The 13,394-nt window shown below is 67.2% G+C and carries 12 protein-coding genes; 7 read left to right on the top strand and 5 right to left on the bottom strand.

The features are described 5' to 3' along the window. Together KDJ86_RS03445 and KDJ86_RS03440 are read right to left on the bottom strand one after the other, a co-directional pair. The coding region (locus KDJ86_RS03445; RefSeq protein WP_291742953.1) for a F0F1 ATP synthase subunit A at positions 1-587 on the bottom strand (587 nt) is incomplete at its 3' end. A gap of 13 nt (positions 588-600) precedes the next feature. After that, positions 601-987, bottom strand: a complete 387-nt coding sequence (locus KDJ86_RS03440; protein WP_291742950.1) for an AtpZ/AtpI family protein — start codon at positions 985-987, stop codon at positions 601-603. 248 nt (positions 988-1,235) lie between these two features. Here KDJ86_RS03440 and KDJ86_RS03435 point away from each other — a divergent pair, with 248 nt between their 5' ends. From KDJ86_RS03435 to KDJ86_RS03415, 5 genes are all read left to right on the top strand, one after another. Then, entirely contained in the window at positions 1,236-1,742 is a 507-nt protein-coding gene (locus KDJ86_RS03435) for a DUF721 domain-containing protein (RefSeq protein ID WP_291742947.1), read from the top strand. Between the two features lie 104 nt (positions 1,743-1,846). Then, entirely contained in the window at positions 1,847-2,512 is a 666-nt protein-coding gene (locus KDJ86_RS03430) for a DsbA family protein (RefSeq protein ID WP_291742944.1), read from the top strand. Positions 2,513-2,586: 74 nt separating this feature from the next. Beyond that, positions 2,587-6,045 (top strand): chromosome segregation protein SMC, encoded by a 3,459-nt coding sequence (gene smc / locus KDJ86_RS03425; protein ID WP_291742942.1) that lies wholly within the window; start codon positions 2,587-2,589, stop codon positions 6,043-6,045. A 204-nt stretch (positions 6,046-6,249) separates the two neighbouring features. Continuing rightward, positions 6,250-7,356 (top strand): A/G-specific adenine glycosylase, encoded by a 1,107-nt coding sequence (gene mutY, locus KDJ86_RS03420; protein WP_291742940.1) that lies wholly within the window; start codon positions 6,250-6,252, stop codon positions 7,354-7,356. Further along, positions 7,353-7,967, top strand: a complete 615-nt coding sequence (locus tag KDJ86_RS03415) for an HAD family hydrolase (protein ID WP_291742939.1) — start codon at positions 7,353-7,355, stop codon at positions 7,965-7,967. The genes mutY and KDJ86_RS03415 overlap by 4 nt, the downstream gene beginning before the upstream one ends. A gap of 168 nt (positions 7,968-8,135) precedes the next feature. Here the strand turns inward: KDJ86_RS03415 and KDJ86_RS03410 are convergent, their stop codons facing one another. Continuing rightward, complete coding sequence (locus tag KDJ86_RS03410; RefSeq protein ID WP_291742937.1) at positions 8,136-9,251, bottom strand: site-specific DNA-methyltransferase; 1,116 nt, start codon at positions 9,249-9,251, stop codon at positions 8,136-8,138. 251 nt (positions 9,252-9,502) lie between these two features. Here KDJ86_RS03410 and KDJ86_RS03405 point away from each other — a divergent pair, with 251 nt between their 5' ends. Both KDJ86_RS03405 and KDJ86_RS03400 read left to right on the top strand, forming a co-directional pair. Beyond that, positions 9,503-10,183: an HAD family hydrolase gene (locus tag KDJ86_RS03405; RefSeq protein ID WP_291742934.1), complete on the top strand. Its 681-nt coding sequence runs from the start codon at positions 9,503-9,505 to the stop codon at positions 10,181-10,183. Beyond that, positions 10,162-11,181, top strand: a complete 1,020-nt coding sequence (locus tag KDJ86_RS03400) for a M23 family metallopeptidase (protein ID WP_291742930.1) — start codon at positions 10,162-10,164, stop codon at positions 11,179-11,181. The genes KDJ86_RS03405 and KDJ86_RS03400 overlap by 22 nt, the downstream gene beginning before the upstream one ends. A 28-nt stretch (positions 11,182-11,209) precedes the next feature. On the opposite strand, the gene KDJ86_RS03395 is transcribed toward KDJ86_RS03400, so the two are convergent. Further along, the gene (locus tag KDJ86_RS03395; RefSeq protein ID WP_291742927.1) at positions 11,210-11,623 is read right to left on the bottom strand and encodes a DUF3830 family protein; all 414 of its coding nucleotides are present in this window, start codon (positions 11,621-11,623) and stop codon (positions 11,210-11,212) included. A 95-nt stretch (positions 11,624-11,718) separates the two neighbouring features. Then, positions 11,719-13,394 (bottom strand): aminomethyl-transferring glycine dehydrogenase subunit GcvPB (gene gcvPB, locus KDJ86_RS03390; RefSeq protein WP_521085249.1); only part of this gene is annotated, 1,676 nt, incomplete at its 5' end.

Raw genomic sequence — 13,394 nt, 5'->3', positions numbered from 1 at the left:
GCGACGACGAAGCCGGCGAACACCTTCAGCGTGATATGTCCGGCCAGCATGTTGGCGAAAAGACGGATGGACAGCGAGATCGGCCGCGAAATGAACGACAGCACCTCGATGACGACGATGAACGGCAGCAGCACGCCCGGAACGCCGCTCGGCACGAACAGCTTGAAGAAGCCGAGCCCGTGCTTCCGGAGGCCGTAGAAGATCACCAACAGGATCACCATCAGCGCCATCGTCGCGGTGATGATGATGTGCGCCGTCACCGTGAAGAAGTAGGGGAACATGCCCCAGAGATTGGCAACGAGAACGAAGATGAACAGGCTGAAGACAAACGGGAAGAATCGCATCCCGTCGCTGCCCGCCGCTTCTCGTAATGTCTGGGCCACGAACTCGTAGGTCATCTCCGCCGCCGACTGCCAGCGACCGGGAACCAGCCCACGGCCGCGAGTCGACAGGATCAGGAACCCCGAGGCGGCGACCACGGTCAACACCATGAACAGCGAGGAATTCGTGAAGGAAAAATCGACGCCACCAACCTCAATGGGAATCAGCTTCTGGATCTGAAACTGGTGTATCGGATCGGTTGCCACCGTCGTCCCCTTGTCAATCCATCCGGCGGATGACCGGATCGTCATCTATTCCGGGTCGCTTCGCGACGAGCCCGGCTGATCGCATCACACTCAACACGCCGGCCGCGAACCCCAACAGGAGGAACACGGCCAATCCCCAAGGCGAGGTTCCGGCCAACCAGTCAATGACCCAGCCGATCGCCGCACCTACCACAACCCCGGCGACGAAGTCCGCCCCGAGCCTCAGCGCCATCCCGTATCCGGGGCGACCGGGCTCCTGAGGATCCTTCGTCCGCTCCCGCTCCGACCGGCTGGCACCAATTTGCCGGTCGAGATCGCTCAGTCTCCGGGAAAGTGCTGTGTCTTCTTCGCCCGACGAAGGGACCGGCCTGCTGTCGTCCGGGCCTTTCGCGTTGCTCATGACACCGTCCCGACGGGCGAGACACCGCCCTCGAACTGCCACCCCACCCCAAAAACCGGCCGCACCATAGGTTTAGGGCGATAGAGTGTCAAGAAGCCGGCAAAACTATTTAAGATATTGATTTTATTATTATTTCTAAAACAGGGAGGTGGCCGCGTTGCTGCGTCGCAATCGGTTGGCGCGATTCTCATGCCTGCAAACAGAGCAAGTGGTCTTCCGGAGCCATCCCCGTCATGCGAAAAGGCGGCATGTCTTCGACGCTCGGCAACAAACGGACAAGGGGCGCCGTGTCGCTCGGCGAACTGGTCGGCAAGGCCATCGCCCCGGTGACGGCCCGGCGCGGCTTCGCGACGGCCGACCTGGTCGCCGCATGGCCGGAAATCGCGGGTCCGCTCTATGCCGGCTGTACCGCGCCTGAAAGAATTGCATGGCCGCGCCACGAGGACGAGGGGACGCCCGCGCCGGGAATCCTCTTTCTCAAGGTCGACGGTCCCCGAGCGATCTACGTGCAGCACGACCTTCCGCAGATCGTGGATCGGGTCAACGCCTTCTTCGGCTATCGCGCGATAGCCAGGGTGCGAATCCTGCAAAGCCCCGTCGCCGCGACATCAAAGCCTTCCGTCGCAGCGGCGGTCAGGCACGACGAGGCAGCGGAAGAGGCTATCGCGGAGACCGTGAAGGACGTCGAGGACGAGCGTCTGCGCGAAGCGCTGGAAAGGCTGGGCCGGGGCATTCACGGCAACCGTCGCGAATAGTTGAGTTGCCCCAATCCTTGAATGGCCACAATTGGACAATCGAATTTTGTCCTATACAGGCAGGGCTGCCCGGTCTTCGAAATCAACGGAAAGCGGAAAGACACATGAAACGCAGGCAATTCTTCTCGATCGCGGCGGCCAGTATCGCCGGCCTCGGCACCCTGGCGCTCGGCGCGCGGATGCAAACCGGATCCCTGCTCGGCGAAGCGCTTCTGGTCACGCCCGCCCAGGCGGCGACCAGCGAGGCGATGCTCGAGGCGGGGCCGCTTGGCGAAAAGACGATGGGCGATCCCAACGCGCCGAACGTCGTCATCGAATATGCCTCGATGACCTGCCCGCATTGCCAGCACTTCCACGAGACGACCTTCACGCCCTTCAAGGAGAAATACATCGATACCGGCGAGGTCTATTTCATCTTCCGCCACTTCCCGCTCAACCCGCTCGATATCGCGGCGATCATGCTGACCAACTGCGTTCCGGAAGAGCGCTTCTTCCCGCTGGTCGACCTGCTCTACGACCAGCAGGCCAACTGGGCCTTCGTCGACAAGCCGGCGGAGGCACTGCTCAACCTCGTCAAGCAGGCGGGCTTCACCCAGGAGAGCTTCACCGCCTGCCTGAAGGACCAGGAGGTCCTCGACGGGATCGACTGGGTGCGGAAGCGGGCGGCGGATGACTTCGGCGTCGATTCCACCCCGACCTTCTTCATCAACGGCGAGAAAACGTCCGGCGCATTAACCCTTGAACAGCTCGACGAACTCCTTGCCGAATAGGACCGAATCGCCCTAGGCGGGATCATTGGGCCGTCGCCGGCTTTGGCGGCGGCCGGGTTTTCGTGAGGGCCCAGGTGAAATTCACGCGGCTAAAGGTTCTCGGCTTCAAGTCGTTCGTCGAGCCGGTCGACCTGTTGATCGAGCCCGGCCTGACCGGCGTGGTCGGCCCGAATGGGTGCGGCAAGTCGAACCTGGTCGAAGCGCTTCGCTGGGTGATGGGCGAAGCGTCTTACAAGAACATGCGTGCGTCCGGGATGGACGACGTCATCTTCTCGGGCAGCGGCAACCGCCCTCCCCGCAACACCGCCGAAGTGACGCTGGTCATCGACAATGGCGACCGCACGGCGCCGGCGACGCTGAACGATGCCGACATGCTGGAGGTCAGCCGCCGGATCGAGCGCGAGGCCGGCTCCGTCTACAAGATCAACGGCCGGGATGTCCGCGCCCGCGACGTGCAACTCCTCTTCGCCGATGCGTCCTCCGGTGCGCATTCGCCGGCGATGGTCGGACAGGGCAAGGTCGGCGAGCTGATCGCCGCCAAGCCGAAGGATCGACGCTCGCTGCTGGAGGAAGCGGCCGGCATTTCCGGCCTCCACAACCGCCGCCACGAGGCCGAATTGCGCCTATCGGGCGCCGAGCAGAATCTGGCCCGCCTCGAAGACGTCATCTCCGAGATCGATGCGCAACTGGAGGCGCTCAAGCGCCAGGCCCGTCAGGCGGTCCGCTACCGCAATCTCTCCGGCGAAATCCGCAAGGCCGAGGCGACCGTCCTGCACTTGAGATGGGTCGCGGCGACCGAGGCGCTGAAGGAAGCCGAATCCGCCCTCGAGGAGGCGACCGGCCTCGTCAACGCGCGCGCCGAGACGCAAGGCCAGGCGGCCGTCGGGCAGGCCAAGGCCGGCGCTGTCCTTCCCGACCTTCGCGACGCGGCCGCCCGCGCCGGCGCGGCCCTGCAGCGGATCATCGTCGCGCGCGAGCAGCTCGACAGCGAGGAAGCGCGCATCAGGGAAAGGCTCGCCGACCTCGACAGTCGTCTCGCACAGCTCAGCGACGACATCGCGCGCGAAGAGCGGATGATCGCCGACAACAAGGCGATCCTCGTCCGGCTCGACGGGGAAGAGAAGGATCTCGAAGCCGCCAACGCGGCGATGGCGGAACGGCAGGCGACGGCCGCGGAGCGCCGCGAAGCATCCGAGGGAACGCTGGCGGAAAGCGAAGCGGCACTGGCGGAACTCACTGCCAGGGTCGCCGATATCACCGCGCGCCGCACCCAGTATGAGCGCAGCCTGATCGAAGCCGAGCGCCGGCTGGAAAACCAGCGCAATGAGCTCGCCAAAGTCGAATCCGAACTGGCCGAACTCGGCGACAGCAGGTCCGTCGAGGCCATGCTCGGCGAGCACAGCAGCGCGGTGGAGAATGCCGAAGGCGCCGTCAAGGCGGCCGAGGAGCAGGCGGTCGGCTCCGAGGCACGGTCGGCGGCCGCCCGTGACCGGGTCGCGCGGCTGCGCGAGCCGCTTGCAGAGGCGGAGCGGAGCCTCCACCGCATCGAGACCGAAGCCGCGACCCTCGTCGCCATGCTCAAGTCCTCGCGGACCGAGGCCGGCACGCCCCTGATCGACATCGTCAGGGTCGCCAATGGTTACGAAGCGGCGCTCGGCGCCGCCTTCGGCGATGACCTCGATTCGCCGGGCGATGTCGAGGCAGCGGCGTATTGGCGCCTCGTCGAGAAGTCCGAAGGCGATCCCGCCCTGCCCGCGGATGTCGAGGCGCTCGCCATGCATGTCGACGCGCCGCCGGTGCTGGCCCGCCGGCTGGCGCAGATCGGTCTCGTCGACCGCGCCGAGGGAACGCGGGTCCAGGCCTCGCTCAAGCCCGGCCAGCGGCTCGTCAGCCGGGAGGGCGATCTGTGGCGGTGGGACGGTTACGTGGCCACCGCCGACTCGCCGACCGCCGCGGCTCAGCGGCTGGCGACGCGGAACCGCCTGGCCGAGCTGGAGGCGGAGGCGGCAGAGGCCGGCCAGCGCCTCGGCGGCCGCCGCGAGGAGATGGAAGCCGCCAGTGCCGAAATGCGGGCGGCGGAGGAGAGCGAACGCGCGGCCCGCGATGCGTGGCGCCAGGCGCAGCGCGGGGTCGACCAGGCCCGCGACCAGCTTGCCCGCGCCGAACGGGCCGCCGCCCAGCAGGCGGCCCGGCGCAGCGCGCTGGAGGAAGCGCGCAACCGCCTGACAACGGCGGTCTCCGATCTCGAATCGTCGCGCGACGTGGCGCGGACCGCGCTGGCCGAGACGCCGACGGCGGACAGCTTTGCCGAACAGGTATCGACAACGCGCAACAAGGTGGCCGAGGACCGCTCGGCGCTGGCCGAGATGCGCGCCGCGGTGGCAAGCCTCGCCCGCGAAGCGGAGATGCGCTCCAGCCGGCTCGCGGCGATCGCGGTCGAACGGCAGAGCTGGCACGAGCGGGCGGCGAATGCCGAGAAGCATATCGAGACCCTGACCCTGCGCCGGGCCGAGGCCGAGCAGGAGAAGACGCGGCTCGCCGAGGAACCCGACAAGATCGAGGCGAAGCGCCGGACGCTCCTGTCCGAGATCGCCGAGGCGGAAGCCGCGCGCTCCGCGGCGTCCGACAAGCTCGCCGCCGGCGAAACAGCGCTCGCCGAGGCCGACAAGGTGGCGCGCAAGGCGCTCGACGAGCTCGCCGAGGCGCGCGAGCGGCGCGGCCGCTCCGAGGAACGCGAGGTCGCCGCCCGGCAGAGGCTCGACGAGATCGCGGAGCGGATCGACGAAGCGCTCGATTGCCGCCCGGAGGAGGTGCTCGGCATCGCCGAGCTGAAGGCCGGGGCGCCCCTGCCCGAGCTTGGCCATATCGAAGCGCGGCTCGAACGCTACCGGCAGGAGCGCGAGCGGCTTGGCGGCGTCAACCTGAGAGCCGAGGCGGAGGCCGAGGAAGTTTCCGAACGTCGCGACACGCTGGTCGGCGAGCGCGACGATCTGGTCGGCGCGATCCACCGCCTTCGCCAGGGGATCGGCAGCCTCAACCGGGAGGGCCGCGAGCGGCTTCTGGCTGCCTTCGGTACGGTGAACAGCCACTTCCAGCGTCTGTTCACCCACCTGTTCGGCGGCGGCGAGGCCGAGCTGACCTTGACTGAATCCGACGACCCGCTCGAGGCCGGCCTCGAGATCATCGCCCGGCCGCCCGGCAAGAAGCCGCAGATCATGACGCTGCTCTCGGGTGGCGAGCAGGCGCTGACGGCGCTGTCGCTGATCTTCGCGGTGTTCCAGACCAACCCGGCGCCGATCTGCGTGCTCGACGAGGTGGATGCACCGCTCGACGACGCCAATGTCGAGCGCTTCTGCAACCTGCTCGAGGAAATGACCCGCAACACCGACACCCGCTTCCTGGTGATCACCCATAATCCGATCACGATGGCGCGGATGAGCCGGCTGTTCGGCGTGACGATGGCCGAGCGTGGCGTGTCTCAACTGGTGTCGGTCGACCTCGAGACCGCCGAGAGCTTCCGCGAAGCGGGCTAACTCCCGGCCAGTCCGTCCCGGGCCGGACGAAACCACCGAAGGTGGCGCTGAGGTCGCCTTGGGCCGTGGTGGAATCCTCCGTCGTCGGACGTCATCGGCAAGAGGCTGCCTGGAAGGTTGCCACTATCCGGTCAACGTGGCCTTCCCCCACGATCATGGTTTCAGGCATTTCGCCGGCCGGCCGCTTCGCCTAGCATTCCTCCCATGACGAATCCCGACGCTGCCCTCCGATCGATCTCCACCGATCTGCTGGCCTGGTACGACCGCCATGCCCGCCGCTTGCCGTGGCGCGTCGGCCCACGGGAACGGGCGGGCGGGGCGGCGCCCGATCCCTACCGGGTGTGGCTCTCGGAGGTCATGCTGCAGCAGACGACCGTGGCGGCCGTGAAGCCCTATTTCGAGAGATTCGTCTCCACATGGCCGACGGTCGGGGCTCTGGCGGCGAGCCCGCGCGACAACGTGATGAAGGCATGGGCCGGTCTCGGCTATTACAGCCGCGCCCGTAACCTCCATGCCTGCGCCCAGGTCGTCGCAAGCGAACATGACGGGCGGTTTCCCCGATCGGCGGCGGCGCTGAAGACCCTGCCCGGCATCGGCGACTACACCGCCGCCGCCATAGCGGCGATCGCCTTCGACCAACCGGACGCGGTGGTTGACGGCAATATCGAGCGGGTCATCGCCCGCCTTTTCGCGATCGAGACGCCGATGCCGGCGGGGAAGAAGGACATCCGCGCGCGGCAGGCCTCGCTGACGCCCGAAGAAAGGGCCGGCGACTACGCCCAGGCAATGATGGATCTCGGCGCGGCGATCTGCACGCCGAAGGCCCCGGCCTGCGCCCTCTGCCCGCTCACGGAGGGCTGCCTTGCGCGGGCGCGCGGCGAGCAGGAGTGCTTTCCCGTGAAGGCGGTGAAGGCGCCGCGCCCCACTCGCTTCGGCGCCGCGTTCGTCGCAGTCCGTAGCGACGGCGCCGTCCTGTTGCGGCAGCGGCCGGACAAGGGGCTGCTCGGCGGAATGAGCGAGGTGCCAGGCACGGACTGGACATCGGCGCCGCCGGAGCAACCGCTTGCCGGCGCTCCATTTGCCGCCGACTGGCGGGCGGTTTCCGTCCCGGTGGTCCATGTGTTCACCCATTTCCGGCTGGAGCTGACCGTCTACCGGGCCATCGTCGACGGCGCGCCATCGCGCGACCACTGGTGGGCCCCGCCGGAAGCGCTGCCCGGCGAGGCCTTGCCGAGCGTGATGAAGAAGGTGGTGGAGGCGGCGGTCCCCGGCGCCACGAAACGGAAGGCGACGGGCAAGAAAGCCGCATGAGCGAGATCATCCATATCGTCTTCGACATCGGCAACGTCCTGCTGCGATGGGACCCGGAAATCCCCTATCGCCGACTTATCCCCGACGCCGCGGAACGGACGCGCTTCCTTTCGGAGGTCTGCTCTCCGACGTGGAACGCCGAACAGGATCGTGGCCGGAGCTGGCGTGAGGCGGAGGACGCGCTGATCGCCGAACATCCGCGGCACGAGGCGATGATCCGCGCCTTCCGCCGGCACTGGCCGGAGATGATTCCCGCTCAGATCGACGGTAGTGTCGCGGTGCTTGAGCGACTGGTCGACGCGGGATGGGACGTGACCGGGCTGACCAACTTCGCCAGCGACACCTTCGCCATCGCCCGCGAGCGATACCCCATGCTCGACCGGTTCCGGGGCGTGACCGTCTCGGCCGATATCGGCCTGATGAAGCCGGAAGCGGAAATCTACCGCCACCACGCCGAGGCCTTCGGCCTCGATCCCGCGGCGACGCTGTTCTTCGACGACACGATGAAGAATGTCGAGGGCGCGCGGGCGGCCGGCTGGCAGGCGGAGCGCTTCGAGACGGTCGAGGGGTTGCGCGCGGACCTCGCGCGGCACGGGATACGCCCCGCCTGACTTGCTTGCCCCGGCCAGGGCAACACGCGCGGATTCGCCCGGTCCGCCCTTTCGGGCGGCACCGATCACCACCAGCCGCGCCCCCATCTCTCTCTCCCCCTGCCCGATTCCACTGCGATGGGCAGGAGGTGGCGATGCTTCGTTACAGGGCGATGGCGCTTGCCGGGATCAGGCGCCCGCCGTCTCAAGGTCGCGGCGGACGACCTGACGGAGCTCGTCGATGGGGGCGAGCGCCCCCTGGCGCTCGACATGCCAGAAGGTCCAGCCATTGCAGGCATCGAGTCCCTGGACCAGGGCGCCGACCCGGTGGATGGAGCCGACATGAATGCCGGCTTTGAGCGAACCATCGGCGCGCACCTCCGCCTCGTGGCGGGCGCGGGCATCCATCAGTTTGGCGCCGGGTGCAATCAGGCCGGCATCGAGCAACGTGCTGAACGGCACGCGGGGCTGGGCGCGCTTGCCCGTCATCACCTCAAGCGCGCTGGCAGGCGCCGGCTCGACCGCGGCAATCCGCGCTTCGGCGGCTTCTATATAGGCCGCCTCGCGCTCGACGCCGACGAAATGCCGTCCAAGCCGCTTCGCCACCGCGCCGGTCGTGCCGGTGCCGAAAAATGGATCGAGCACCACCTCGCCGGGCCGCGTCGACGCGGTCAGGACGCGCTGGAGCAGCGCCTCGGGTTTTTGGGTCGGGTGAACCTTGCGCCCGTCATCGCCCTTCAGCCGCTCGCCGCCGGTGCAGATCGGGAACAGCCAGTCGGAGCGGACCTGGAGGTCGTCGTTGCCCGCCTTGAGCGCATCATAGTTGAAGGTGTATCGCTTGGAATCGGCGCTGCGGCTCGCCCAGATCATCGTCTCATGCGCATTCTGAAAGCGCCGGCCACGGAAATTCGGCATCGGGTTGGTCTTGCGCCAGACGATGTCGTTGAGCACCCAGAAGCCGAGATCCTGGAGAATGGCGCCAACCCGGAAGATGTTGTGGTAGGAGCCGATGACCCATAGCGTGCCGTCCGGCTTGAGCACGCGCCGGCAGGCGAGCAGCCACGCGCGGGTGAAGTCGTCATAGGCGGCAAAGCTCTGGAACTTGTCCCAATCATCGTCGACGGCCGCGACTTCCGACTGGTCCGGGCGGGTCAGACGGTTTTCGAGCTGCAGGTTATAGGGCGGGTCGGCGAAAACCATGTCGACCGACCCGCTCGGCAGCTTCTCCAGTTCGGTGACGCAATCGCCCCGCAGAATCGTGTCCAGCCAGGCCGAATCCTGCTCGGCCCTTTGCAAACGCGCCATCAACCCATCCCCTACGCAACACAACAAAGGAGCGGGATTCTGGTCCCGTTAACGTAAATCTGGCGTTAGGCGACATGGTTAAGAAATGGTACCGGGCCGATGCCGGCCGACCATCCGGGGATGCCGCTGTTCCCCGGCTGGCGGATGGCGGCCATGCGGTTTTTTCCCTTCCCTCTCCCCCGATGCATGGTTAGACAGGGGCAATCTCACGCGGCGTCGGCGTTTCGGCCGACGGACAGACGGTTCTCATCATGCTGATCATGTTCGATTGCGACGGTGTGCTGGTCGATTCCGAGATCATCGCCGGCAGGGTCGACTCGGAGCACCTGGCCGAAGTCGGCTTCAACATCACCCCGGAAGACGTGATCCGGCGTTTCACCGGCCTGACCAGCGAGGGAATCGTCGAAATCATCGAGGCAGAAATCGGCAAGCCGCTGCCCCCGGGCTTCCGGGAAGCGCAAGACGCCGAGCTGAACCGGAGGCTCGCCGAGGAGGTGGAAGCCATTCCCGGCGCGCTCGAGCTTCTCGACATGCTCGACGGGCCGCGCTGCGTCTGCTCCAACTCGTCGACCGACCGGTTGCGGATCACCATGGAGCGGACCGGCTTGTGGGACCGGTTTGAGCCGAGCATCTGGTCGGCGGTCGAAGTCGGCAGTCACCGGCCGAAGCCGGATCCGAACGTCTACCTCTACGGCCTCGAGCAGTTCCGGGCCGAACCGCGCGAGACGATCGTTATCGAGGACTCGGTCTTCGGCGTGACGGCGGCGCATTCGGCCGGTTGCCGGGTCATCGGCTTCACCGGCGGCCAGCATGCCTGGCCGGGGCTGGCGGACCTGTTGACCGCCGCCGGCGCCGAAACCGTCACGAACCGGCTTGCGGACATCCCCAGGATCGCCGAAGCATTCAAGGTATGGGACGGCATCGACAGCTAGGAGTTCTGTCATTCGCCGCGGCACTCGTCGCGGCGGCACCGGCCGGAGCGCTCGAGCTCAGCTTTCCCGTCGCCTGCGATCCCGGCAACGACTGCGCCATCCAGCACTATGTCGACCGGGACCCGGGCCCGGACGCCATCGACTATCGCTGCGGTCACCAGACCTATGACGGCCATAACGGTACCGACGTCAGGATACCGACGCTCCGCGACATGACGGCCGGCGTCGCGGTGCTCGCCGCCGCCGCCGGGACGGTGGCCCGCGTCCGCGACGGGATGCCCGACGTCATCTATGACAAGGAGGCGCCCGGAACGGTGGCGGACCGGGAATGCGGCAACGGTGTCGTCATCGATCACGGCGGCGGCTGGGAGACCCAGTATTGCCACATGAAGCTCGGCAGCATCCGGGTCGCACCCGGGCAGGCTGTCGACGCGGGAGGCGTGCTCGGCGAGATCGGCCTGTCGGGCATGACCGAGTTCCCTCACCTCCATTTCAGCGTCCGCAAGGACAATGTCACGCTCGATCCCTTCGCAACCAAGGGTCTTTCCGTCGGAGCAGCTTGCGCCGTCGCCGGCGACGGCGATACGGGCCTGTGGTCCGCCGATGCCGCACAGATGCTCGGCTACCGGCCGGCCTTCGTCCTCAATGCGGGCTTCGCGGAGGGTGTGGTGACAATGGAGCAGGTCGAGGCGGGAGACCCGGAAGGCGCGATCCCCGGGCGAGAATCACCGGCACTGGTCTTTTTCGGGCGGGCGATCGGACTCGAGGCCGGCGATATCCAGACGGTACGGGTGGTCGGCCCCGATGGCAGCGTCTTCGCCGAGAACGACCTCGCTCCCCTCGACCGGCCGATGGCGCAGTATTTCGCCTTTGCCGGAAGGAAGCGTCACGATGCGCCGTGGCCGGCCGGCACCTATAGCGGCCGGTATTCGGTTATCCGCGACGGGAAAGAGATCGCCTTCCGGGACGTAAGGCTGGAGATCCGGGACGCCCCGTAGCCCTGCCGGCGGCGGATGCGCGCGCTGCCTATGCCAACTCGAAAAGGATATCCTGGGCGCCCTGCCAGAGCGTCATCTTGCCGAGCGCCTGGAGGTTTTCCTTGCCCTTGACGATGGTCAGGAAGTGGTTGCCCGAAAGCTGACCCGCCTTGCTGGCGAAGCAGACCGGCCCATAGGCGATGAGGAACTCGGTCTCGCTGACGCCGCCGGGAAAAAGGATGATCTCGCCGGGCGCCGGGTAGCTGGTATTGTTCTCGAAGCCGAGCCCGAGGTCGAGATCGCCGAGCGGAATCCAGCAGCCCTCGCCGCTCCAGCGGACGTGGATGATCCGCTCCCTGTAGGGCAGAAGCGTCAGGAACTTCGCGCAGGTCCCGGGCGCAAGCTCCTCTTCGAGCTTGGCCTCGAAGTCAAACGGCCCGGCCTTGATATGCAGCATGGTCATCCGGGAATTCCTCGATCCTCACAGCCTGAACAAGCCCCTCCAATCCCACTCCGGGATTGCAAAAGCAACCGGGCAGACAAAGCGAGCGGCCGGCCCTACTCCGCCGCCTCGCTCCAGGGCTCGGGCTTCACCCATTTCAGCTTCGGCTGGCGCGCGGCGCGGGTTTCGTCGAGCCGGCGTCGGGGCGCCAGCACCGGCGCCTGGTGGAAGCGCTCCGCCTCGCCGTTCCTCGCCCGCTGGGCGAGATCGCGGAGCGTCGCGACGAAGAGGTCGAGCGATGCCTTCGATTCCGATTCCGTCGGCTCGATCAGCATGGCGCCGTGGACGACGAGCGGGAAATACATCGTCATCGGGTGATAGCCCTCGTCGATCATCGCCTTGGCGAAATCGAGCGTCGTGACGCCCGTCCCTTCGAGGAAACGGTCGTCGAACAGCGCCTCGTGCATGCAGACCCGGTCGCCGAACGGCTGGCTCATCACGTCGCGGAGGCCGGCGCGGACGTAGTTGGCGTTGAGGACCGCATCCTCGGAGGCCTGCCGCATGCCGTCCGAGCCGTGCGACAGCATATAGGCCATCGCCCGCACGAACATCCCCATCTGGCCGTGGAAGGCGGTCATCCGTCCGAACGGCTCGGCGCTTTCTCCCGCCTCGGCACGGGTGCCGACGAACTCAGCTCCGTCGCCCGCGATCCGCACGAATGGCACGGGCGTGAACGGCGCGAGCTCCGGCGAGAAGACGACCGGACCCGCCCCCGGACCGCCGCCGCCATGCGGGGTCGAGAAGGTCTTGTGGAGGTTGATGTGCATGGCGTCGACGCCAAGATCGCCGGGCTTCGCCTTGCCGACGATGGCGTTGAAGTTGGCGCCGTCGGCATAGAACAGCGCGCCCGCCCCGTGCACCGCCTCGGCGATCGCCACCACGTCGCGCTCGAACAGCCCGCAGGTATTGGGGTTGGTCAGCATGATCGCGGCGACATCCGACGAAAGCCGCTCACGCACCGCCGCCGGGTCGACCGTACCATCCTCCCGCGCCGGAACGTCGACGACCGAATAGCCGAGCAACGCCGCCGTCGCCGGATTGGTGCCGTGGGCCGACTCAGGAACCAGCACGGTCGAGCGCTTGTCGCCGCGGGCGGTCAGCGCCGCCTTGATCGCCATCATGCCGCAGAGCTCGCCATGAGCGCCGGCCTTGGGGCTCATCGCGACGGCGCTCATGCCGGTCATCTCGAGCAGCCAGCGGCCGAGCTCGGTGATCAGCTCGATCGCACCGCCGACGGTCACCAGCGGCTGGAGCGGATGGATGTCGGCGAAGCCGGGCAACCGCGCCATCTTCTCGTTGAGGCGCGGGTTGTGCTTCATCGTGCAGGAGCCGAGCGGATAGAGGCCGCTGTCGATGGCATAGTTCTTCTGGCTGAGGCGGACATAGTGGCGAACCGCCTCCGGCTCGCTCATCCCCGGCAGGTCGATCGGCGCCTTGCGGGCGTGTCTTCCAAGTTTCCCGGTCGCGCCTCCGGCGCTCCCCGCCGATTCACCTTCGATCCCGGTCGCGCCTCCGGCGCTCCTCGCCGATTCACCTTCGATCCCGGTCGCGCCTCCGGCGCTCCCCGCCGATTCACCTTCGATCCCGGTCGCGCCTCCGGCGCTCCTCGCCGATTCACCTTCAATCCCGGTCGCGCCTCCGGCGCTCCTCGCCTCTTCAGGCAGATCGACCCCGGTCACGTCATGGCGGCCGGTCTCGAAGATCAGCGGTTCCTCCATCTGGAGGCCGCGAT

This window comes from Bauldia sp. (assembly GCF_020442045.1).
In the GTDB taxonomy this organism is placed as follows: Bacteria; Pseudomonadota; Alphaproteobacteria; order Rhizobiales; family Kaistiaceae; genus Bauldia.
This window is presented reverse-complemented; position numbering and strand designations above follow the sequence as displayed.